Origin of the sequence: Halobacteriovorax sp. HLS (assembly GCF_004006665.1) — a bacterium.
In the GTDB taxonomy this organism is placed as follows: Bacteria; Bdellovibrionota; Bacteriovoracia; order Bacteriovoracales; family Bacteriovoracaceae; genus Halobacteriovorax.
This window is the reverse complement of the sequence record NZ_QOCL01000003.1, coordinates 438,166-462,307: the sequence shown is the minus strand read 5'-3', so window position 1 is coordinate 462,307 and position 24,142 is coordinate 438,166. Positions and strand designations below refer to the sequence as shown.

Below are 24,142 nucleotides of genomic sequence, written 5' to 3'. Positions count from 1 at the left end.
TTCTAGTGATTAGAAATTACCTTTCTCTATTTAGGGTCACTTATTTTTCTAATAATTTTGCTAATGTCTTTATATCTCTTTTATTATTCACTCTTATTGATACTGTATTTTCTTATTTTATAATCAAGCTTGGGACTATTTTATAATCGACTTTTCCTTTGTCGACGTTAAATAATTTGACTAAAAAGGGGAGTTGACCATCTATTTTAATGTTCGAAATACTTATTTTTCCTAACTAGCCTAAATGTTCAGTTTTAAATATAAAGCTCGCTGCAACTCCTCTTTGAGAAACATTTTAGTGTGTCATTCATGTAGCATGGTACTACTTAAGCTTTGAAAATTTAAGCAACATTGAATTATCTTGAAAGAAGTTTAATTCATACTAAGTGCATCAAAAGCTCCAAACATGATTGAGTCAACACCTTACTTAGAGTCTTATTTTGGTAACAGTTTTAATGAGTCATATCGCGCTCAGAAGAAGCTCAAAGCCAACTATCTACGATAATTTAAATGATCCAACAATTGGTATTCAGAATAAAGGAAATGGGTTTCAACAATGAATGCCTTTACTTTGATACTCTTTATATTGTTTTCAAATAGTTCATTCTCTTCAGAGGATATCTTTCTAACCTGTATTGAAGCAGGGGCAGAAAAGATCGAATGCGGTGAAGGTGATGTTTATATTCTTAACGGGTTTGTAAACTCAGGGGAATTTTATCAACATGACTTTTCTCACTTAAAGAAAAAGACAGAGATTTTTTCTGAATTAATTTTCTCTAACGACATTAGAGACATAGGCGATATCGACCTAGACAGGTTGGGCCTTAGTGCATCTGAGCGCGAGTCTTTAGAAACTATACTTCCCGAACTATTGGACTATAAGAAGAAAATTGATCTAGGAAAATTTTCATATAGTCAAAAATTGCTATTAAAAAAGTCTCTCACAGACAATTTAAAGAAATTAACAAATGGTGAACTTAATCAAGATGAAATGATTAGAACAGGAAAGGAAATAGGTCTTTTTTCCACAAATCTAAGTGCTACAAATGATAATCTTTCTCGTGATCGCGATCATTTAGCGATTGGAGATCAGCTTGGAGTAAGAAACCCTGACGATTTAGGCGGGCTAAGAACTGTGGGCCGTGAAATAATAAAGGGCCCTGATGACATGACTCTAGGAGATTTTAGGGCCAATGAAGACCCTTTAGAAAGAGGGAGTAGGCTAGGCATTAAGGACCCTGAAAATACAACCCTTGGAAACAACAGTAGTCTTCAAAGAGACAACGGCTACACAAATACAGGTAGAAGAAATGTTGATGAAGAGGGCGGTGGATCGACGACCGGTACTCTTCAAAGAGATAACGGATATACGAATACGGGTAGAAGAAATGTTGGTGACGAGGAAGGTGGCTCGACGACCGGTACTCTTCAAAGAGATAACGGATACACAAATACGGGCAGAAGAAATGTTGGAGACGAGGACAATCGAGGGTCAGGAACGCCTTTAACAACAGACTCTTTTGGAAATGATTCTACAATTATGAATTCAGGAAAACCTTTTGATAGTGACCTTGACGATTTAGTAGACAACAATCCACCTGCAAATGATCCTCCTACGAATGATCCACCTGCGAACGATCCACCTGCGAATGATCCACCTGCGAACGATCCACCTGCGAACGATCCACCTGCGAATGATCCACCTGCGAATGATCCACCTGCGAATGATCCACCTGCGAATGATCCACCTGCGAATGATCCACCTGCGAATGATCCACCTAAAAAACCAAGAAACTCATTAGGTGAAACACAAGGTGAGGCAATGGAAAGATACTGGAAGCAAATCAAAGCCTGTCAAATAAGTCCGCGAGGGTGCAAAGAGCCTATAAAACCAAAGGAAAGTGATTTTCAGAGGATATCTCCATTGAGAAATATTGAAAGAGAGGGCGTTCTAGATATTAGAAATATAAGGAATTATTGAATTTATGATCTCACAACCTTTTCTAGCTTTGTTTCTACATGATTTAGAGATAAAGTCTTTCGCCCTTTTTCGTGTTTGAGAAGTTATACCTGTGAGGGATTCATCTCTAAGCTTATAATATAAAAGTTGACTCATTTGACTCATAACTATTTCATTATTCTGTCTAAATTTATTATCAAGAATATTGTAAGCCTCTTCAAAATTATTCAGTCCATCCATTTCATCCACGAGAGCGGAGCAAGAATAACTATGCCCTTGCTCACAGCCTTTTTTAAACAATAAAGTCCTTCTATTTTTTTGAGTATCATGGACTGCTAGACCCATTCCCAACTCAAAACAATCCTCTGTTGACCCTGTCCTGTGACAACTTCTTTCAAGCTTTTTTAAGTCAAACATAGATCCAAATTCCCTGATAGCTTCGGCTTTGCCAAGCTCTTCGACCGAATGAGAGGTTTGAGTGGTAAGTAAGCAAAATAAGAAAAAAATGTACTTCATTATGCCCTCCATGGCTTCCGCTACTATAATACAATTATCTATTGATGAGATAAAGTGTTTTGGTAAGTATTCGATTGTAGACAGCTGTAGGCAACTTTTACCTACCTGTAGTATATCTATCCTAAAGTGCTTAACTCAACTATGCGCGTTTTTATTATTCTCAACAACGGAAACACGAACCTTGTTTTTTAAGTATTTGTTTAGGTGGCTTATCTTTCGGCCCAACTCCTTCTTAAGAAGAATTGGGTTATATTTCATATATTCCCTCTCAAGGTCATATTTTTGCTTTTGTGATAATGCGCTTGATTCCATAAGCCTATGATAAGGAGTTTTTGGTTTATCATACTTTCTTTTATAGCTACTTCCTACTCGATATTTTTCGACAAGCTTAAGTTGTGGCGTAAAAAAATTTAAAAGGGGGTTTAAATAATCCTGATAAATTTCATTCATATATTTAATTAAATTTTCTTCGTCGATTCGTTCATATCCAAACGTCTCTCTAACATGGGTGAAATTCTTTTGTTCAACGTGACAGTTGTCATTTTTTCGATAGGCCCTAGATCGGGTTAAGTTTACACCTTTCATACCGTTGAAGTATTCTACAAAATAACGGTTTAAGAACTCCGTACCATTGTCTACATTAAATGACCTAATAGAGTAGGGTGTGAGCTGCATAATTTTAATGATTCCACTCAACGTCTCATCTGCACCTTTTCCGAAAATCGCTCGATTATTTGTCCAGCCTGAATAAATATCTGTAACAGTAATTGACCATGCAAATTTTCCAGACAGGGAAGTTCCACAGTGAGCAACAGTGTCGCATTCAATAAAGCCAGGAACACTCTCTTTTTCTTCAAAAATTTTTAAGGGAATAATATTTTGAAAATTCTTTGACCCACGAATTGTTCCAGTTCTTTTTCTCCTTGCGAATTGGGCCTTATAGCTTCTAAGATATCTATCAACAGTGGCCGGACTCATTAATAAGAGTTCATTCTTAACATAGGGGCCAAATCCTTTACCTTGATAATAGTTAAGCCATACGGGAAACGCAGCAACCATCTTCTTGGAACACATTCGACCCATGAGATGCCATAATCTCTTCAAATGAAAAATGCTAGTGTCAGAGTATACCTTTGTTCTTCCAGAGGACTTAGGAGTGTTCATATGGCCTTTAGAAAGTATTTTAATAGCGTACTTTCGATGAAAGCCTGTGACTGAGCACAGCTCGTCTAATATTATAGATTTTTGTTTTTTACTCGAATTAAAATATCTCTGTCGAATTTGGGCCAAGTATTCGGTTTTAAATTGTAAGGTCATTACTGTTTTCCTTTTAGTAATATTTTAGTGAGTCATTCATCTAGCAGATTTTATTTAACTTTTAAAATTTGAGTAACATTTGAAAAATGAGAAGAAACAGAAAACTTACATTGATAGAAGGGGTTTTGAACAAGTGCATTAATAACTCCAAGTATGGTTGAGTCAACACCTTACTTAGAGTCTTGTTTCGGTAACTATTTTAATGAGTCATAACGGAGTATACTAATTAACCCCATATAATTACCATTATATGGGGTAGGCTTTGGGGGAGTTATTTCATCCTATTTCTAGTATTTTAGACCATCTCCTAGTGATTTCATACCTTGCAAATTATACCTATACTCAGGTCTTACTGGATCAGTCCAACCTGGATCAAATCTTGGTAGCTCACCTGGTAGATAAAATTGTCTATTCGCATTCTCTAAAATTCTTTTAATTTTTTCATCATCTAACAATGAATATCCTGCAAAAAATAGTTCTTGAGAAAATTGAATTTCTTCTAATATTTGTGCACTAAACGTCTTATGATTTTCGGCCATAAATTGTGTTATTTCTGAGCGTGGATTTAGCGCTGTAAAAATATGCTCGTAGTATCTATCCACTTCAGAAGCTTGATTTTTGAGTGCTTTTTTAAGTTCTTTTTCATCTTCTAAAATCTTTGTAATTAGTATGGTATTTTCAGCACCATAATGACCTTGTTTTGCCATTGCAATACATTTTTCACCCGTAGATGACACATATGAAGCTAGCGGGTTTAAAAGTCTATGGTTTCTATTTTTACACAAATCATATTCAGTAGAAAAAGTTCTAGCGAAAGCATCACAGAAACCATCGTTAAATTTAGCAAATTGAACATCAGCATCTAAGCAATTATCAATCCAAAAAGATTCTGTTCTTTCTACATGCTCATGATAGGCCGAAATAAGATCTACAATTTCTTCGTCAAACTCGCTAGATTTATCATGCTCTGATTCTGTTGCTAATTTTTCTTGTAATATATAGCCCCAATTTGATTCATTAGAATTCTCTAAATTTTCTTCAATTTCATATAATTCAGCTGATCTTGAATAAACTCTTTGGTAGGCCAGGTTAATGATATACGCACTTACTAATGACTTCATATCCTGTGACATTTCAAACTTTGGATATAGAAAGGTATAATTTTCATTTTTAAACACTTCATTTAAGGCGAAGAAATCAAAGTAACTTTCAAACTTCATCACTCGCCTATAATTCACTTTATTTAAGGAATTCAGTCGGATAATACTCATTTCACAACCTAGATTTTGATAGCTGATTCTTTTTGAAAATGCTTTTAGATTTTTAAGTAATATCTCAACACCTTGGTCATCAATTTCATCTACAAAGAAACTTGAATCAAACTTTGTTGCACTAACAAACTCTTCACCGATATTATGAGAGATATCACCTACTAAATTTAGTGCGCAAACTCTCTCTTCTGCAAAGCTTCTCGTCGGTGGCGTTCCTGTAAATGTGTGAGTGCCGACAAGCCTAGCATTAACAAGGACCTCTTTAGAAGATAAGTTATAGTTCTTATCTAGGATTTCAAATTGGTAACTCTTAGTAAGAATTGAGTTATCGACATTTTTAACTTCCACTTGTGCTAAAACATTTGTCATTAATATAAGCGATAATAAAATTTTTTTCATAAATACTCCTTGTTCTTTACAAAGCAATTTGAGTGCCAAAGTTTTTCATCAAAATATTCAATAAACTCTCCAAATGAGTTGAAAAAGTGTTTCACAATCGGAACCTGTTCCAAATATGAACCAGTATACTTCTCCTGATAACAGCTAGTTATACCAAATAAAGATTGGCACAACTTAAGCAATACAACCTGACGAGACATTGATTATTTAAAAAAAGGAGAGAATATGAATATCAAAAATTTAATGACAACACTTTTACTACTTTCAAATGTTCAAGCAATTGCTGGAGGCTTTGTGGAATACAGATGCCAAAATTGGGGAGACAATCTTACTCAACCTCAGGCCCAACAAAGATGGCAATGGGCCATGAGATGTGATCCAGCAAATAAAGGAATTCTGACGACATTCAAGAACTATACAGCACCTGGTGGGGCCGTAAGACCTGCCTACCCTATTTATGGTCTTCTTGATGAAGAAAATTATCTGCAAGGACCTACAAATCCTTTAAGCTGGTTTCCACCTGTAAGTAGCGGTGCCGATTGTTACATTCCAGAAAATTACGACATTGTAGGCTTCTGTGCAGGTGGTTGCTATACGGCCGATCAGATGATTTTAAGTGGGAACAAAGAATTCGCTATAAAAGATATGTTCGATACAAAAGAGTTAAGAGTTACGACTCTTTCAAGTAACTCTACCCTAGACGGACTAAAGCTAAAAGAAGGTAGTGTCTTTTCGTATTCTAAGTCCATTACCTCAGGGTCTCACGACATCGTTAATATTAAAACACAATCTGCCAAAAGCTTATCTGTGACATTAGAGCATCCACTTGTTCTTGCAGATGGAAACTATATAGCAGCACAAGACTTAAAGGTTGGTTCAAAACTACTTAATGAGTTTGGTGAAGAGGAAATCATCGAAGAGCTTTCGATAAATAAGGTTGAAGGAAAGGTTTATAACATCAGAACAAATGGTGAAAAAGAAACAGACCGAGTTATTGTTGCCGGAGGATTACTCAATGGAGACCTAACTATTCAACAAAGAAAAGCTAAAAAGGCCAATCAAGTACTACTAAGAAAAAAATTAGTAAGAGGCGAATTAATCAAGTAATTAATTTTTAAATTTAGGAGAAATATATGAAAAAGAAAATAATCACTTTAGCAGTAATGGCACCGGTATTAGCAATAAGCTATTTGCAAAGTACTAAACCTTCTCAAGACCTTCCTATAGAGAAGGTCGTTAAAGAAAAAATGCCTACTGCTAAGACTTCCGTACTTAATACGAATAAAGCAGTTATGCCTAGAAAAATTCAAGAAGTTGTCATTAAAAAAAGTGAAGCACTTCTAGCATTATCTAATATTAGAAATAAGGCAATTAAGACTGATGCTGAGAAACAAGAGCTTAATGAGTTTTACACTAACTCTAGAAATATTAGGCTGGCCTACTTAACTTTAAGAGCGACGGATTTTAGCGATATGGATCAATCTATGGAGCGTAGAATTGGAGCAACAAACTTCTTAATTGAAGCAATTCAACAAAGAGAAGTCGATCGCACAGATGCAATTAAAGCAGCTCAAATGTTTCTTCTAAGCGAGATAGAAGAGTCTACTCATGACCTAGAAGCAAGAAGACTAATTATTGGAGACAAAGTTGAAATCTTTCATGCCCTTTCTCAATATGCACCAGAAGAAGTTAAGAAATTTAAAGAAAACTATATGAGCGAAAGACTAAAGAAAGTCATCAAATATGTAGAAACAAATATCCAAAGAAGTAGAGGTTAATATGAAAAAGAAAAATATATTTATAGCACTAGCTCTTTTAGCGACTCCAGTAATGGCCAAAGAGCATATCATCACTTCAAGCGAGAAACTATCGGCCGAATTAGGTGCTGGTTACAGTTCTGAGTCAGAAGTATTTACGGGAAAGTGTGTAACAGGACAGCCTATTTACGTTGGTAAACAAGAGTCTAATCTAGATTTCTCTCAGTCAGTAAGTCAAAAAGAGCTTTCTAAAGAACTTGGAATATCTGCTGGTGGACGAGCAAGGATGGGGGCCATCACCTATACGGCCTCTGCAAAGTTTATGAAGAATTCTAAGTCTAATGCCTTTTCGATATCTTCTATCTATACAGGTAATTACTCATTTAGACAGAGAAAGCTTAAAGATCCTCAATTAAATGAAATTGGAAAGAAGCTGATGAATAACCCTATGAGGTTTCAGACAACTTGTGGAGACAACTTCTCACATAAGCAAAGTTTAGGGGCCAAAATATTCTTCAGCATTAGAATAGACTTTACTAGTACCACTGCAAAGCAGGCCTTTGAAGCCAATTTTAGTATGAGTGGCCCTATGGCATCGGCCAGTGCGAGTTTAAAGCAGGCCAAAAATTCATTTTCTAAAGATACAAAAGTAACTGTCTCTGCACTTCAAATTGGTGGAGACGTATCAAAGATATCTGATATTTTTGCATCATCAAATGCTCAAGGATCAAAAGACTTTGTTAGCTGTAGCTTTGGTGATCTTGTAAAGTGTGAAAAAGTCTTAGAGGGTGCAATTGAATATGCCACTAATACTGAAAATGGGTTTCCTTCTCAGATTAGACCAGATTCAGACCCTAATTCGGCCACAGGGCCTGCTGTTCTAAAAACATACGCCTACCCTTATGATCAAATGGGAGAGTATATAAACTTCTCTCCTGCACTTACAAGGGCAATAAAGAAGACTAGACAAGCATTAAATACTGTCTTTGAAAGCGTATTTTCTCAACACCATACAACTTATACTCTAATCAATAATGGAACTATTAGGCTTAGTCCAAGACAGAGAAATAAGTTTGTTCAAATGGAAACTAATCTCTATGATCAATTCTTCACTTTGGCCGAAGGAATCGAGCAATGCTATGACTCTCCTCTTGAGTGTTCTGATATATATGAAGAATTAAAATTTGGTGCTGAAAGTGGAGCAAAACTGTATCCTTTAAGCGAATTTGAAGTAGAAAAAGAGATCTTTGCCCAATGGTGTGACTTCGCAGGGACTCCATTCTCAAAAGATCATACGAAAACAACTGTAAATAAGATGATTGCAGTAGCTAAGGAAATATCTGCAGATTCATTTGCGCCAGCTGGTGCAGGACTTGAAGTTGATACTTGCTATATTGCTGGAAGCGTCTTGGAAAAGCAGAGCTCCCTCAACTTATCTAGTGCAAATATAAGTGATCTAAGACCTTTATCTACCTTAAAAGGACTTACAGAGCTTGATATTAGCTATAACGAAATCATAAATCTTGCACCACTAAGTAATCTAAAGAATTTAGTCACACTTAATGCTAGTGGAAATAAGATTGCTGACTTAAATTACTTAAGCAATCTTATAAATCTTTCAAGACTTGAGCTAGCAGATAATGAAATAGTTATTAGCTCACCATTAAGTAAACTTGATAGAATCGACTTCTTAGATCTAAGAAACAATCATATTGATGTTGAGTGTCCTTTCTCAAACCCAGGAATATGTTTAATCGCTGATTATAGATATAACAACGAGTTTGTTCCTCTTAGCAGAGATCATCTAAATCTCCCTTCAAGATGGGGTCATAGGGTTTCAAAGCTAAAAAATGGTGATCTTATTGTTACTGGTGGATCCGTTGGGAGTCATGGAACGAGAATTGGAGTTCTTTCAAATTATGAAACAGAATTCTACTCTCATTCAAACTTGGTCAACCAAAGATCACATCATACGGCAACAGTTCTAGATAGTGATGAGGTTCTAATCACAGGTGGTTGGGGTGCTAATATGAGCGCAGAGATCTTTAATCACTCGACTCAGTCAGTAGCGACACTCCCATCAATGAATCACCCTAGAGTTGAGCATGCGGCCTTAAAACTAGATAATGGAGACGTTCTCATCACAGGAGGGTGGAAAGGTAGAAATCAATTTTGGACAGGTCGTGATTCTCAGGCCAATGCTGAATTATTTAATGCGAAGAAAATGAAGTTTGAAAGCATAGGCTCAATGAAGGTTCCTAGGGCCGCTCATACGATGACAAAACTAAATGATGGCAGAATTCTCATTGTGGGAGGATTTAAAGTTAATAGTGAATCTGAAGGTGAAGGACTTTCAAGTATAGAAATATATGATCCAAACTTTAAAAAGTTTATAAAGATTCCTTCAAGACTTAGAAATGCTAGAGGAAATCACACGGCAACAAAGTTAAAAGATGGTCGTGTCCTAATTGCAGGAGGATTCAGTAAAGAAAATAGCGCCGTAGCAACAATAGAGATCTTTAATCCAAGAACTCTTACAGTGGAATTACAAGAAACTTTAATGAATGAGCATAGAGCTAATCATCAAGCGGTTCTACTTCCTGATGGAAAGGTATTCTTAGTGGGCGGGCAAACGAAGTTTGCACCTAGTAGGAGTACTTCAGACGCTTGTGATACTTGTAGTAAAACTGCAGAGATCTATGACCCTTATACGAAGCTATCAACAAAGACTTCGTCTGAGATGAATGCGGCCAGAGCACAGTTTTCAGCAACACTTTCAAACGATAATAGAATAATTATTATTGGTGGCAAAGGTGATGATGCAAGATTTAGTGCATCTATGTTTGAGTTTTCTAAATTCTAGGCAATAAAAAAGGGAGACTTAAGTCTCCCTGTTTTTATCTAATGAAAATGCTCCCTCTAAGCATTAAAACCAGAAATCATCTTGTGGCTCTTCTCCTCTACATTTCTTCCACTGCAGCTTGTAAACAATACCTGCATTGAAGTCGGCCGAATCAACAGTTGAGAGGGCCTCATGCTTTCGAGAATTTGTTCTAACAGTCATTGAAGAGTTAACTCTGAGGTTTACATCCTTTCCACAAGGAGACCAGACTTGTCCAACTACGGCCAAAGTGTTTGAGATCATGTAATCATCATCCATCTCACCTCTAAAAGTCTTATTGTATCTAGGTCCTCTTGCTCCTGCGAAGAAGTACTCAGCACTAAATCTAGCATTTGCTCCTCTTGGTAGCATCATATATCCACGGTAATCAACATCAATAACTGACACAGACAGTCCTTGAGGAACATGAACAGGTATTGCAATATTACAACTCTTTCTATCGAGCCTCTTACCTGTCTCTCCCCCAGCTTCTACGAGAAATTCATCAAAGATGATACTCAGTGATTTATTATCAGGGCTTAAAACTGTTGATGCAGTTCCGGCCGGACAACCTGTCCCTCCATATCCTGGCTCACCAAGTTGGATATCTCCTGATGCCATTGCTGGTGCAGCTAATGTTGAAAGTGCAAAAATCGTTGTCATAAGTTTTTTCATTCTTCATCTCTCCGTTCGGTGGTTTTTCACAAGTGGTTTTGTGATCTGTTAAAACCAATCTAAAAAATCTTTCCAAGAAAAAAAACAAAAAAATCGTGTTGATTCTTTTTTGTAAACCACGTGGCGAAGATTGGAACACGGCCTCGCCACGTGGCTTACTTTTACTTTATAGAAGGATTTTCAACTTTCTTTTTAAAAAGACATCATGCAAATTAGCACTTGTGAGAGTAACAATCATTAGAGGAGAGGCAAATGAAACTTACAAAGAATACAATAATACTAGCGGCCCTATTTTCAAGCACCCTTGCGAATGCAAGATCTCTTGAATTTAAAGAAGTTCAACTTTCTGGTACAGGCTGTAAGGAAGGAACGACTTCTACAATCGTCTCTGATGATGGTAATAGCCTATCGGTACTCTTTGATGAACTAATGGTACAAATCCCACAGTTTAGCGCAGACAATGATAATGATGAAATTTCTGATGACAATGAGGAGTTAACTAGTAAGTATGATAAGTCAGTAGATAGAAAAGTCTGTCTTATGAATATCGCAGCAAAGGTTCCAAGAGGATTTAAGATCTCAAATATCGAATTGAGTTTTGACTATAGAGGAGCAAGCTTTACAGATGCAGGTACAACAACTTCATTTAAAACTAAACTTGTTAACTTTCAAGGTCCAAGCGGAAGGCATCAATATCCTGAAAAGCTCCTCGGTACAAAGAGGTTTAGAGCAAATGAAGATACAGACTTTGTGCTCTCACAAACAAGAACACTACCTATTGAGTCTAGCTGTTCTACTGACGGGCAGAATGTATCTAGGTTCGCCTTAAAGAATATTCTTGTGGCCAAAACTATTAGATCATCTTCACACTTTTCTCCTGAGGCATTTCTAGCAGTGGATAGCGCGGACATGCAGGCAAAGGTTAAGTTTAAGCTAGACCTACAAAGATGTGGTGATACGGGAGATCTAGATGACCGTGACGATAGATCAGGGCGCGGTGATAATAGTAGAATTACGTATCAAAGACAACGCTGCGAAAGATTAGGCGGACGTTGGGACCATAGAATGGATGTTTGCTTTGGATTACGTCAAGGTAGAGGGAGTTCACGATCTAGACGGTGATATTTTGGCCCCAAATGTCTTTCATTTTATGACATTTGGGTGCTTTTTTATCAAAGCAAGGCCCATAGTATTGTTTAAGTACGCAAAACTTTCTAAATTCCAAGAAGAGAGAGGAAATTGGAATGAGCTTAAATCAACAGTTACGAGACCAAATAGATTCATACTTAAAAAGGCATAAGCATGCTAGCCTGAACTCGCTGGCAAAGAAATCAGGAGTTGGAGCGACAACCCTAAGAAGAATTCAGTCAAATTCTGTAAAGGGAGCACCTTCTCCTCATACGGTTTTAAATATTATGAGCGCACTCACAAACGAAACGAATCTGAGTAAACTTATAAGTATGAGCGAAGGAGAGATTGGTAATTATCTCAATGATGCTTTTTCTCTATACACCCAGACTGTAACAGAGCACAGTTATAAGGCCGAACTCAATAACACCCTTAGAGATGGCCTTACTTATTTAATATATAAAATGTCAGCTAATAGAACAGGCGTTTCGAAATTAGATATAGTGGAAGAGTTTGGAAAACAAGGATTAAAACGTTTAGAGTCTTTACTCTCCCATGGCTTTGTCATTAGAGAAGGAGACTATTTTCATGCAACAGAGAAGAACTTCTCTGTTGACTACAAGATAGCGAGTGAGCATCTACCAGATCTTGTAAAGTGCTATCGAGCAGAAGAGCTTCATCTAGATAAGAACCTCTTTTATACACTTAGTGAAACAATAAGTGATGAAGGAATAAAGAAGATCAAAGAAATACAAAAAGAAGCAGTAGAGAAAATCTATCAGATATTTAAAAGTCCATATTACGAGGGAGAAAATCACTATTTCACGCTTAATTTATGCGACACACTTACCCACTCTAACGACTTAGGATTAATACAATGAAAAATATCACACTTATAACAATTATAGTTTTTACAATTTTCTCTTCCTTTGGAGGAGAAGTCACTGGTGCAGGAGGCCCTATGAAGAACTTGTTAGAAGCTCATGGTTATACCAGTAACTACTTACAGGGAAACCAATTAAAGGTTACTCTCGGAGAGGTTACAGGCGCAGGTAGAGTACATCTAGATGATATCGAGGCCTTTGTTGGCAATGGTAGAGTTCTCGTAGATAGGGAAATAACACATATAGATTTTGAGGCCACTGGTTCGGCCAAGACAATATCTGACATAAAGAGTATTCATTTTGGTCAGATAAAATTGATCAAGAAACAAATACAGGCGATTATTCACAAATAGTTCAAAAATATTAAAAACTTATGGCATTGTTACCGAAAAAGTAACATGCCAAATTTAACTAAGAAACTACCTAAGCTTGTTCTTCTTCTATCTATCATATTGATAGGTATCATCATATATACATCTTCAGTTCTTAAAAAAGAAATTACTGAATTGCACACAAAGAAAGTATCTGAATCTCTAAATGCCGTTCTACAAACGACCAACGAAGGGTTAAATAACTGGGCAAAAGAGCTAGAAGGCCTAGCAAGATTTATTACACGTAATGATCAAATTCTAGAGCAGGTAATAAACCTAACTGCTTATCCTGTAAAAAAGAATAACGAATCCGCAGAAGAATTAAATAAAACCCTTAGACAACTAGTGGCTACCCATAACTTCTTAGAGGTTTCTATTCTCTCAAAGAATATGAAAATTCTATCCAATTCAACAACTCAGAAGATTGGGATGACAAGCAATACAGATCAGCTATATGAAATTATTTCTAAGCTTAATGAAGGTCATATAATCTTCTCTGCTCCTGAGAAATCCACGGAAGTATTTATAAATGAACAAGGTAAGAAAGAAAAGAATATAGCAAGAATTTGCTTATATGCTCCCATTTCAGTAAATCACGAAATTATAGCTTACCTTATTATCAAAATTAAACCGGCCGATAAATTTAATAATATATTTCAAAGTGGAAGAATTGGAAAAACAGGAGAAACCTACGCCTTAAGAAGTGACGGACTTATGGTATCTGAGACTCGATTTCTTTCAGACCTAAGAAAGAAAGATCCAAATGTCTTAACAAGTGTTCTAAAGCAAAGAATAACTAATCCTGCCAATGAGCGACTAACCGTCATGGCCCAAGGAATCGAGAAGAAACAAGCTGGTAGGAATCTTATCGGATATAATGACTACCGAGGAGTACCAGTCATTGGACACTGGCTATGGAATGACAATTTTAAAATAGGAATAACTACTGAACAAGACCATCTCGAGGCATACAAAGAATTATTTATCTCCATTAAGCATATTAACAATTTTACAATAGTATTAGTAATCGCAATTGTTCTATTAACTATGCTATTTTTCTACGGACAAAGAATTGAACAAGAAAAGAGAAAGATCCTCCTTAATTATAATGAAAATCTTCAAATACAAGTACAGGAAGGGATTCGAGAGGCCGAAAATGCCAATAAAGCAAAGAGTCGATTCTTTTCCCAAATGTCACATGAAATACGTACACCAATGAACGCGATCATAGGCTACGCGGAACTTCTAGAGCAAAGTTCTCTTACGGAAGATCAGACTGAAAATCTACGACATATCTCTGAGTCTGGAACCTTTCTACTACAATTAATTAATGAAATATTAGACTTTTCGAAGATGGAAGCTGGTGAGTTTACACTTGAAGAGCAGCCCTTTGACCTAAGGTTGATTAGTGAAAATGTGGTTGATCTTCTACGTTACAAGACGTCAACTCTTAATGTTATTTTGAAACTAGAAATAGATCCAGAACTCGGAGAGTTCTTTATAGGCGACTCTCATAGACTAAAACAAATTATCATGAATCTAACAAGTAACGCTCTTAAATTTACCGAAAAAGGCGAAGTCATCGTTTACTTAAAAAAGGTTCAAGATGAAAAGAATATTGAGTGGATTGAGATATCAGTGAAAGATACTGGAATTGGTATTGAACATGAAAAGATTGATATTATTTTCGATGACTTCACTCAGGCGAACTCTTCGACATCAAGAAAGTATGGAGGAACCGGTCTGGGTCTTACGATTACTAAGAAGATTGTTGAAGCAATGAAAGGAGAGATAGGAGTGACTAGCTCTCTAGGTAAAGGTTCTACATTCTGGTTTCAAATACCATTAGTTAAAACAAATAGTATCGCAACTAACGAAACTGTACTTGAGTATGACAAAGAATCAATTAAAGATCTAAAAGTACTTATTGCAGAAGATAATTCTGTAAATAGGAAATTGGCGATCAAACTTCTTACTCTCGTAGGCTTTGAAAATTTAAAAACTGCTTCTGACGGTAATGAAGCTGTCGAATTCGTTAAAAATAATCCCGTGGATATTATATTTATGGATGTAATGATGCCAGACCTTGATGGTATCGAAGCAACAAAAATGATTAGGGATCTTGGTTTTGATTCAGAGCAACTTAAGATAATTGCTCTGACGGCCAATGCCTTCTCTGAAGATAGGTCAAATTGTATCAAGGCCGGAATGAATGAACATATAAAAAAGCCATTTAGAAAAACAGATGTTATCGCTTGTCTAAAACAGCTTAATATTTGCTAATTACTTTACACAGTAATACTTAAAACTTCTTGTATTCACACTATGAACATCTCTAACAGGACTAGGGTTTCTTAGTCCTGGATGGTAAACCTTAGCACTTCCCCACTCATTAATGGCCCATACTGCTTGGTTAATACTAACACCACCGTTCCAGTCTCCGTAGCTATCAATAAGCTCTAGCTCATTCGAATTTGGTAATCGTGCCCCCATCGACTCACAGGCCATCTGTGCATTTCTTGGGTGATGAGACGTACTAACAGTTCCTGTAGGACTTCCAACTAATCTGATTCTTCTATTACCTAAATTAAGTGTTGATGGAAACTTTGTTCTTTGAAATTCTTCAAAAACTCTAGAAGCGATATGCGACATTACCACACCAGGATAATCTTCCGCTTGGAATGTCTGAGAGACACCATCTTTATCTACAAGGGTTAGAGTCACGGCAATAGTTCCTCTACAATTTCTTCCCATGCTGTAGGTTCCATAGGCCACATAATCTAAATAATCAAATGTGTTCTCAGGAAGATAGCCCGAGCGTTGCCCGTTACTGGCATCTTGAATAATTCTCTGTATTGAATTGATATGTTTGAACTGAATATTTCTGTTGGCCACACCAAGTTTTCTATAATAGCTATCTAGAAATCCCTTAAAAGTGGCCTCTAATGAAACGTCTATATATCTATGCTGTAGAGCGATCGCTTTTTGTTTGTCATATAAGGCGTCAAAGGTCACAAGCATTTGCAAGGCCTCACTACCTTTAGCACCGCTTTCCATTAACTCACTTGCAATAGAGCTCATCTCACCAATAAACTCTAATCTCGTTCTAGAGAATGCATTATGATACGCACATTCATCCATTCCTCTTATAAATGGAATACTTGGCCAAATATTTGCGCTCTTAGCATTTGCCGGAAAGATTTGAATTAATAGCAATAGCACTAAAAGATGCTTCATGTAGGACTCCTTAAATAATTAATTAAGTCTACATCATGCATAGAATTGAACAATAAAAGTGTAATTATTTCAGATGGTGTCAGTCTTTAAACACCCAATATTAGTCTACAATCTCGGCCAAGACGCTGATTCCATGTGACTCAAGCTTCGCCTTTGCATCGGCCTTAACACCTCTTAAGAACGCAACACTTGGAAAGACCTTCTGATCTAACCCCAAGAATTGAATGATCTGAACAGTCTCAAGTTGCTGATCTAGTATCGTTTTCTTATTTCCAGCATCGACTCGCATATCACTCATAGAGATTGGATGCTTATAGTTTTTAACTTCAACAATTGAATATCTTCCATGCTTTTTTACAATGAGATCAAACTCTTTAGTCTCTAAGAAAGTCTTTGCTTTAGAGAGAATCTCTTCATCAGATAAGTCGCCACTATCTTTGAAAACCTTTGGAAACTTCACCTTTAGATCAGGAATTTGAGAAATATCAAGAGCAGCTAGTTTTTGCTCAAGAGCACTCGATAGTAAATCGTTAACTTCTTGGGATTTTGGATTTAAAAGCTCAGTCTTAGTCAGATAAACACTTTGTGCCTGAAGATCTTCTAACCTAAGCAGAACATCCAACTCTCCTAAATGACCTTTATAATTAGTCCATCCTAAAGAATCAAATAATTGCCTCTGGTTAGAATCACTAATATCAAATGCTTCATTTCTTAGTGAAGCAAATTCATCATCTGCGATATAGCCATCTAGCTTGGCCGCTTTAGAAGGACCTAATTCAATATGAGACGCACTCATTTCTAGGTATTCATCAAGCTCATCATTAATGCCTTTCGCTGAACGAATATGACTGGTTAGATCTAGGTGTGCATCTCTAAAAAAAACAAGGGCCTGGGCCAGCTTTGGTGCCTGCCCATTATTATCTGCTCTATACTTTTTAACAAAATTATCAATAGAAGGTCTCTTATTTAACATGTCACTTCTAAACGTATCGAAAGAAGGAATCTTTGTGCCCAGAGATCGCTGACCGACTAGAATTGGACCGCTCTTTACTGGGTTTGAATCAATAAAAGCTCTGGCAACTTCATAACAGTCATCATCAGCGGCCAAATTAGCTGGAAATCTCGTCAATTTGTATGAAGATGGACTAGAACAGCTCGTAGCAATTGTGACAAGAGTGATCAATAAGAAGTATTTCATTAGGCCTCGTTTTGTTTATTCTTCTATATATCGGTATATATAGACAAAACTTAAACCTAATGAAACGTATATTTAAATACTTACATTAAAACTATAGAGTGAACATCTCAAGAATATGTGACTTATCACTTGAGTTTAAAGCACTTGGAACCAACTCATCACACTTAGAAAAAGAAGTTTCAATTATATTCTTTCTAACTGACAGAATGCTTCCAGAAGTAACACTAAAAGTACTAAGGCCTAAACCTACTAGAAGCTCAGTTAATTGTAACTCACTGGCCATGGAGCCACACATCCCTACTGGAATACCTGCACTCTTTGCGCCATTAATTGTCATGCTAATAAGTCTAATCACGGATGGATCATAGAAAGAATATAAATCATCTAATTTATCATTCATCCTATCAACTGCCATCGTATATTGAATGAGATCATTTGTACCAATACTGAAGAAGTCTACTTCCTTGGCCAGTAAATCTGCCATTATTGCGGCAGCTGGAATTTCAATCATAATTCCAATTTCAATCTCTTGATCAAAATCAAGTCCTTCGTTTGATAGCTCTTGCTTACATTGCTCAAGAATTTCTTTTGCTCTTAGAATTTCTCTATGAGTTGCAATCATCGGAAACATGATCTTTGCATTTCCAAATACAGAGGCCCTAAGAATCGCTCTTAATTGAGTTTTAAATAAATCTATCTCATCAAGGCTAATCCGTATTGCTCTATAACCAAGAAATGGATTATCTTCTTTTTCAAGATTTAAATAGCTAACCTCTTTGTCACCACCAATATCAAAGGTACGAATAGTAACAGGCCTCTTTCCCATGATTTCTAAAATTTCTTTATAGAAGTTAAATTGCTTTTCTTCATTTGGCGCTGCAGACGATTCCATATAGAGAAACTCTGTACGAAGAAGACCAATCCCTTCTCCACCATTTTTTAAAACATTCTTAGCATCTTCAACAGAAGAGATATTTCCTAAAACTTTTAGTTTATGTCCATCTGAAGTAATAGTCTCTTTATCGATATATGTTTTTAAGGCCTCTTTGTATTCTTGTTCCTTTTCAATTTGAACTTTTAGCTCGCCAATAAAGTCATCTGATGGCTTTAAAAATACTTGTCCACTAAGACCATCTAAGGCCAATAAATCACCATTACTTACTTCGCTTAAGAGTCCCTTAGCACCTACAATTGCAGGAATCTCTAAAGTTCTAGCAATAATTGCAGTGTGAGAAGTGACACCACCTAATTCAGTGATGAAGCCTTTTACTTTAGTCTTATCGATTGCAGCTGTTTGAGAAGGAGTTAAATCTCTTGCAACAAGTACAACATCATTAGGCAGGTTTCTTAACGAAGATGTGCTAAGCCCCATTGATTTAGATATAAATCGAGTCGTAATATCTTTAATATCTAGCGCTCTCTCTTTAAAGTAGTCATCCTCTAGTGCTTCAAACTTTGCCATAAAGCTTAGTCCTGTCTCTTTAAGAGCATAACTAAGAGAGAACGAGCTTTCACTTATAAGCTTTAGCACTTCTTTTTTAAAGCTAGGATCGGCGGCCAACATTGAATGGGCTTCAAAGATTTCTTGTTGGTCTTTTTGTAATGCTTCTTTTGACAAAGTCTCAAGTTCACCAACAACTTCTTTTAGGATTGATTCAAATCTTTCAACTTCACTACTAGTATCGTCAATCTTAGTGGCCGTAACCTTGTCAAATATATCTTCAACAATGACGACTTTACCAAAAGCAAGACCTGGAGATGCGCTTTTACCAAACATTACTTCTCGCTTAGAAAATGAGCTATTGCTTTAACAGCAGCGTCTTTATCTTCACCGTCAATTTTTAATTCAATTGAATCACCATTACTAATACCAAGTCCCATGATACTCATAATAGATTTTCCATCAACTTCTTCACCATTATATACAAGTGTAATATCGCTACTAAATCCATTGGCCATCTTTACAAATTCGGCCGCTGGACGAGCATGTAATCCGTGTTCTTTTTCTACTTTAATTACTTCATTAATCATTTATGACTTCCTTCTTTAATTTAAAAAATTAACTACTGACTCTTGTCCAACATTAACAATTCCATTTGCAAGTACTTCAATTTTCTCGTCATTCTTAGTGAAGATAATTGGAGTAATCTCTGATGGAGCGTTAGCAATGACAAAGTCTAAATCTATATCTAAGAGTAGTTGTCCTTTTTTGACAATATCACCTTTTTGAACAAGAGATTTGAAATTCTCACCTTTTAGTTTAACTGTATCAATACCAAAGTGAATTAATACTTCTCTGCCACAATTCGACTTTAATCCAACCGCGTGATTCGTTTTAAAAAGACTAACAACTTCTCCATCAAATGGAGCATAGACTTTTCCTTCAGTTGGCCTAATCGCAAATCCTGGCCCCATAAGTCCTTCTGAGAAGACTTTATCAGGAACTGAATTAAGAGAGAGAATTTCTCCTTTAATTGGATTTACAAAGTTTATCTCACTTGAAGGAATTGTCTGAGCTGAATCTATAATTTGTTCCATTTCAGTCTTTAGAACATCAGAACTAGTTCCAAAGATTGCTTGAATATTATCTCCAAGCATAATTACACCACTTGCTCCTAGACCCATTAGCTTCTCTTTACTTACTAGAGAAGCATCATTAACCGTTATTCTTAATCTAGTGATACAAGCATCAAGTGCCTTGATATTCTGTTTTCCGCCAAAACCTTCTAAAACACTTAAGGCCTTAGAAGAAAGACTTTGACTGTCTAAAGCTTCACCTAAATCTTCTTCTCTACCAGGTGTTAAAAGGTTGAATTTTGTAATAACAAACCTAAATGAGCCATAGTAAAGAATCGCAGTAATTGGCCCTGCAATAAGAACAAGCCACGGCTTTGTATCTAAGCTATAGTAGAGAACATAATCAATTAGACCATGAGAGAAGGTAAATCCTAACTTTGCACCAAACATATTCATTACAGTAAAACAAAGACCTGCAAAGACAGCGTGAATTCCATATAGAACAGGAGCAACAAAGAGAAATGCAAATTCGATTGGTTCAGTTATACCTGTTAAAAAAGAAGTAAATGCAGCAGATATCATTATGGATCCTACGGCAGCTTTATTTTCCTTCTTAGCACTATGCCAGATCGCAATTGCGGCCGCGGGGAGTCCAAACATTTTAAAAAGAAAACCACCACCCAGAAAACCTGCTGTCTGGTCTCCAGCAAAGAATCTAGTTATATCTCCATGAACAACTTCTCCAGCAGCATTTGTAAAGCTTCCTATTTCAAAAAAGAATGGAACGTTCCAAATATGGTGAAGTCCAAAAGGAATAAGTAATCTTTCAACTAGTCCGTAAGTAAAAACCATAGCATTAGGGTTTTCGTTTACAGCATACTGAGACATTGAATCAATTACACTTTGAATTGGAGGCCAAATAAAACTCATCGCTACTCCGACGAAAATCATTGCGACAGCAGTTATGATTGGCACAAACCTCTTTCCGCTAAAGAAGCCTAGGTAGTCTGGTAATTTAATTTTATAGAAACGATTGAACATCATAGAAGCTATTAAACCACTAATGATACCGCCAAAAACACCTGTCTCAATGGACTGAATTCCCATAATGGCCTTTGTTTCAATTCCCATTATTTTAGAAACAACTCCCATCGTTCCAAGAAGAACCACAAAACCAACAGTGGCAGCAATTGAAGCGACACCATCATTCTTTGATAATCCGATTGCAACACCAATTGCAAAGATTAGAGCGAGGTTAGAAAAAATAGCACCACCAGACTGTGCCATTACTTGTGATAACTCAGATGGAAGCCATCCGAAGTTTGCACTACCAATTCCAAGAAGTAGTCCTGCAATAGGTAGAACAGAAACTGGAAGCATTAGAGCTTTACCAATCTTCTGCAGTGTTTCATAGACATTAGACATAAAACGAACCTTATTTATTTTTTTAGTTGACCTTTTTAGTTGTAAAAAAGGATACTGTGCTAAATATTTTATAAAGAGTAAATAAGAAATTACTAAAAAAAGGAACAGTAATGACAAGACGTATCATAATTGCCATATCATTCTTTTTCATGGCCCAAGCACAGACCTTCGCCAAAATAGATTATCTAATTAACAAGTTAATGGATAATATCTCACCTTCAGACACAGTTAGAGGTGTAGTCGTAGCTTCTCCTTCAAAGCATAACCCTAATTACTACTATCACTGGGTAAGAGATGCTGCTCTAGTTATGGACGTAGTAAACTCTCTTTACAATAGAGAACAAGACCCAATTAAAAAGGAAATCTACAAGAATACTCTTATGGACTTCACAAGATTTTCAAAGTCTAACCAAGAAGTTGAAACTCTTGCAGGTCTTGGAGAGCCAAAGTATTACGTAGATGGTAGGGCCTATCTTGAGCCGTGGGGAAGACCTCAAAATGATGGACCAGCACTTAGAGCAATCACTTTAATAAAGTTTGCAAACACACTACTTGATAACGGAGAAGTTGAGCTTGTAAAGTCACTTCTTTATAACTCAAGTATTCCAGCGACAAGTGTTATCAAAAGAGACCTTGAATACGTTTCTCACCACTGGTCAGAGGACTCATTTGATTACTGGGAAGAAGTTAGAGGTTACCACTTTCACACATCATTAGCGCAAAGAAGAGCAATGAAAATGGGAGCAAAGCTTGCTTATAGACTTGAAGACTATAGAGCTGCCGCATGGTACTTCACAAATGCTAAGGCAATGGAACAAATGATTGATTCTCACTGGGACGGAAATATCATTAGAGCAAGTAGAAATATTTCTAATAAGCCAAGTGGATTAGATGTTGCGACAATCCTTGGAGTATTACACTCAAGCGGTGACGATAACTTCTACAACTACACAAACGAAAGAGTTCTTGCGACAAGTGTTGAGATCAAAAAAGTTTTCAAAGAAATCTATACAATTAACTCAAACGAAAAATATGGCGTAGCAATTGGTAGATATCCTGAAGATACTTACGACGGACTTAGAACTGACTCTTTAGGTAACCCTTGGTTCCTTGCAACTCTAGGTTACGCTCAATATTATACTGAAGTGAAAAAAGAATTCCTAAGAAAAGGTTCAATTGAGATAACTGAAGTGTCTGAGCCATTTTTCATAGATCTACTTGGTGAGAATGTATCAACTCAAGTAAGCACAGTTTCACTTGCTAGTGACAATGGACAATCTATTATTAAAGCACTAGATAGAGAAATTTCAGCTTTCTACAAAAGAGTTGAGCACCACAGAAGTAGAAATGGAAATATCTCTGAACAAATGAACAGAGAAAATGGATACATGCAAGGTGCGAGAGATCTTACTTGGAGTTACGCTTCATATATATCTGCATTACTAGCTAAATAATAAAGTCTGTGCCAGTTCTATACTGGCACACCTTACTTCTCAAACTTATCTAAATCACTCAAATCGGCCAGACCAAAACGACTGTAATACATTCTATCTGTAAAAACCTTAAAAGTTTTCTCTAAAGACTTTTGAATTTCTTCTCCATCACAAACACCTATCGCCCTAGCAATAGCTTCATAGGTACAAACGGCATCTTCAAAAGGATTTGTACGGAGTCGATACTGAGACTTCTCCCCCTTAAGAAGCTTTACGGATTGCACTTCTTTAAGAAATGGCTCTCGACGTTTACACTTCTTTGCCTGTCTCCAAGACCCATCAGGAACAATGAGATAGGGAGGTAAATCTAGAGAATTAACAAATTGTTCATTTAACTCAACAGAGTCCTCATCGGGAAAGAGATATAATGGAGTATACTTATTTGAGTCAATAATTCTGTCATATTCAATAGGACTACCTTTAACTCCCCTAATGGCCAGGTCACACTTTCTAATAACCTTCTCGCTAAAGTAGGCCGTATTAGTAGTCAGCTCGAGCTCCGCTTTATGCATAATAATCAGAACAGGGGTTTCGTTTTCTCTTTCATAAAGCTCGTCACAAAAGCATAGATTCTTATTGATCTTACAAGTTAGACAACGTTTATGTGTATTAGCATATCTAGATGACATATTTATAATAGGTTGCAAAAGGTTAAATATTTACTATCATAGATCAATACCTTAAAAACTTAACAATGGAAATAAACATGCAAAATGTAGGATTACTCATTCTCAGACTCGGTGTTGGATTTACGATGCTAATTGCTCACGGCTGGCCTAAGCTTGCCAACTTCTCAGCAGTATCAACAAAGTTTCCTGCACTTTTTGGCCTAAGTCCTGAAATAAATCTATCTTTGGCCGTATTTAGTGAAGTATTCTGTTCAGTAGCTCTCATACTTGGAGTTCTGACTAGATGGGTCTCTATTCCTCTAATTATAACAATGTTAGTGGCGTTCTTTATTGTTCACGGAAGTGATCCTTTTAAATCAAAAGAATTAGCGTTTATGTATATGCTTTGCTACACAACTCTATTTTGTACTGGTGGCGGAGATTACTCAATTGATAGGTTTATCAAAAAGAGCTAGTTTATCTAGGAGAGGCAAAACCTCTCCTC

Annotated in this window: 20 protein-coding genes; 10 read left to right on the top strand and 10 right to left on the bottom strand. The window is 36.4% G+C overall.

What is annotated here, in order from left to right; genetic code table 11:
• Window positions 1–556: 556 nt before the first annotated feature.
• Window positions 557–1,981, top strand: a complete 1,425-nt coding sequence (locus tag DPQ89_RS18475; RefSeq protein ID WP_164848291.1) for a hypothetical protein — start codon at window positions 557–559, stop codon at window positions 1,979–1,981.
• Here DPQ89_RS18475 and DPQ89_RS06820 read toward each other — a convergent pair.
• The 3 genes from DPQ89_RS06820 to DPQ89_RS06810 all read right to left on the bottom strand — a co-directional run bounded on the left by DPQ89_RS06820 (window position 1,952) and on the right by DPQ89_RS06810 (window position 5,463).
• Window positions 1,952–2,476 (bottom strand): hypothetical protein, encoded by a 525-nt coding sequence (locus DPQ89_RS06820; RefSeq protein ID WP_127716174.1) that lies wholly within the window; start codon window positions 2,474–2,476, stop codon window positions 1,952–1,954. The two genes, DPQ89_RS18475 and DPQ89_RS06820, sit on opposite strands and share 30 nt — an antisense overlap.
• A 135-nt stretch (window positions 2,477–2,611) precedes the next feature.
• A complete protein-coding gene (locus DPQ89_RS06815; protein WP_127716173.1) occupies window positions 2,612–3,793 on the bottom strand; it encodes an integrase in 1,182 nt (393 codons plus the stop codon).
• A 287-nt stretch (window positions 3,794–4,080) separates the two neighbouring features.
• The gene (locus DPQ89_RS06810) at window positions 4,081–5,463 is read right to left on the bottom strand and encodes a hypothetical protein (protein WP_127716172.1); all 1,383 of its coding nucleotides are present in this window, start codon (window positions 5,461–5,463) and stop codon (window positions 4,081–4,083) included.
• A 225-nt stretch (window positions 5,464–5,688) separates the two neighbouring features.
• Between DPQ89_RS06810 and DPQ89_RS06805 the strand changes: the two genes are divergently transcribed.
• The 3 genes from DPQ89_RS06805 to DPQ89_RS06795 are packed head-to-tail and all read left to right on the top strand — an operon-like array spanning window position 5,689 to window position 10,083.
• Window positions 5,689–6,570 (top strand): Hint domain-containing protein, encoded by an 882-nt coding sequence (locus DPQ89_RS06805; RefSeq protein WP_127716171.1) that lies wholly within the window; start codon window positions 5,689–5,691, stop codon window positions 6,568–6,570.
• A 26-nt stretch (window positions 6,571–6,596) separates the two neighbouring features.
• The gene (locus DPQ89_RS06800) at window positions 6,597–7,241 is read left to right on the top strand and encodes a hypothetical protein (RefSeq protein ID WP_127716170.1); all 645 of its coding nucleotides are present in this window, start codon (window positions 6,597–6,599) and stop codon (window positions 7,239–7,241) included.
• Window position 7,242: 1 nt separating this feature from the next.
• Complete coding sequence (locus DPQ89_RS06795) at window positions 7,243–10,083, top strand: kelch repeat-containing protein (protein WP_127716169.1); 2,841 nt, start codon at window positions 7,243–7,245, stop codon at window positions 10,081–10,083.
• Window positions 10,084–10,146: 63 nt separating this feature from the next.
• On the opposite strand, the gene DPQ89_RS06790 is transcribed toward DPQ89_RS06795, so the two are convergent.
• Window positions 10,147–10,776: a DUF4360 domain-containing protein gene (locus DPQ89_RS06790; protein WP_127716168.1), complete on the bottom strand. Its 630-nt coding sequence runs from the start codon at window positions 10,774–10,776 to the stop codon at window positions 10,147–10,149.
• Between the two features lie 252 nt (window positions 10,777–11,028).
• Between DPQ89_RS06790 and DPQ89_RS06785 the strand changes: the two genes are divergently transcribed.
• The 4 genes from DPQ89_RS06785 (at window position 11,029) to DPQ89_RS06770 (ending at window position 15,442) form a co-directional block, all read left to right on the top strand.
• Window positions 11,029–11,898 (top strand): DUF4360 domain-containing protein, encoded by an 870-nt coding sequence (locus DPQ89_RS06785; RefSeq protein WP_127716167.1) that lies wholly within the window; start codon window positions 11,029–11,031, stop codon window positions 11,896–11,898.
• Between the two features lie 122 nt (window positions 11,899–12,020).
• Window positions 12,021–12,785, top strand: coding sequence for a hypothetical protein (locus DPQ89_RS06780; protein WP_127716166.1), 765 nt, complete (start codon window positions 12,021–12,023; stop codon window positions 12,783–12,785).
• Window positions 12,782–13,141: a hypothetical protein gene (locus DPQ89_RS06775; RefSeq protein WP_127716165.1), complete on the top strand. Its 360-nt coding sequence runs from the start codon at window positions 12,782–12,784 to the stop codon at window positions 13,139–13,141. The genes DPQ89_RS06780 and DPQ89_RS06775 overlap by 4 nt, the downstream gene beginning before the upstream one ends.
• 45 nt (window positions 13,142–13,186) lie before the next feature.
• Window positions 13,187–15,442, top strand: a complete 2,256-nt coding sequence (locus tag DPQ89_RS06770; protein WP_127716164.1) for a hybrid sensor histidine kinase/response regulator — start codon at window positions 13,187–13,189, stop codon at window positions 15,440–15,442.
• Here DPQ89_RS06770 and DPQ89_RS06765 read toward each other — a convergent pair whose 3' ends face one another.
• The 5 genes from DPQ89_RS06765 to ptsG all read right to left on the bottom strand — a co-directional run bounded on the left by DPQ89_RS06765 (window position 15,443) and on the right by ptsG (window position 21,536).
• The gene (locus tag DPQ89_RS06765; RefSeq protein WP_127716163.1) at window positions 15,443–16,396 is read right to left on the bottom strand and encodes a hypothetical protein; all 954 of its coding nucleotides are present in this window, start codon (window positions 16,394–16,396) and stop codon (window positions 15,443–15,445) included.
• A gap of 100 nt (window positions 16,397–16,496) precedes the next feature.
• Window positions 16,497–17,594 carry a hypothetical protein gene (locus DPQ89_RS06760; protein WP_127716162.1) on the bottom strand — a complete coding sequence of 366 codons (1,098 nt, stop codon included), beginning with the start codon at window positions 17,592–17,594 and terminating at the stop codon, window positions 16,497–16,499.
• A 91-nt stretch (window positions 17,595–17,685) separates the two neighbouring features.
• Window positions 17,686–19,371 (bottom strand): phosphoenolpyruvate--protein phosphotransferase, encoded by a 1,686-nt coding sequence (gene ptsP / locus DPQ89_RS06755; RefSeq protein WP_127716161.1) that lies wholly within the window; start codon window positions 19,369–19,371, stop codon window positions 17,686–17,688.
• Entirely contained in the window at window positions 19,371–19,625 is a 255-nt protein-coding gene (locus tag DPQ89_RS06750) for an HPr family phosphocarrier protein (RefSeq protein ID WP_127716160.1), read from the bottom strand. The genes ptsP and DPQ89_RS06750 overlap by 1 nt, the downstream gene beginning before the upstream one ends.
• A gap of 15 nt (window positions 19,626–19,640) precedes the next feature.
• Window positions 19,641–21,536 carry a PTS glucose transporter subunit IIBC gene (ptsG, locus tag DPQ89_RS06745; protein ID WP_127716159.1) on the bottom strand — a complete coding sequence of 632 codons (1,896 nt, stop codon included), beginning with the start codon at window positions 21,534–21,536 and terminating at the stop codon, window positions 19,641–19,643.
• Window positions 21,537–21,646: 110 nt separating this feature from the next.
• Between ptsG and DPQ89_RS06740 the strand changes: the two genes are divergently transcribed.
• The gene (locus DPQ89_RS06740) at window positions 21,647–22,990 is read left to right on the top strand and encodes a glycoside hydrolase family 15 protein (RefSeq protein WP_127716158.1); all 1,344 of its coding nucleotides are present in this window, start codon (window positions 21,647–21,649) and stop codon (window positions 22,988–22,990) included.
• Between the two features lie 32 nt (window positions 22,991–23,022).
• Here the strand turns inward: DPQ89_RS06740 and DPQ89_RS06735 are convergent, their stop codons facing one another.
• The gene (locus DPQ89_RS06735) at window positions 23,023–23,658 is read right to left on the bottom strand and encodes a tRNA-uridine aminocarboxypropyltransferase (RefSeq protein ID WP_127716157.1); all 636 of its coding nucleotides are present in this window, start codon (window positions 23,656–23,658) and stop codon (window positions 23,023–23,025) included.
• A 77-nt stretch (window positions 23,659–23,735) separates the two neighbouring features.
• Here DPQ89_RS06735 and DPQ89_RS06730 point away from each other — a divergent pair, with 77 nt between their 5' ends.
• Complete coding sequence (locus DPQ89_RS06730) at window positions 23,736–24,113, top strand: DoxX family protein (protein WP_241558800.1); 378 nt, start codon at window positions 23,736–23,738, stop codon at window positions 24,111–24,113.
• Window positions 24,114–24,142 lie beyond the last annotated feature (29 nt).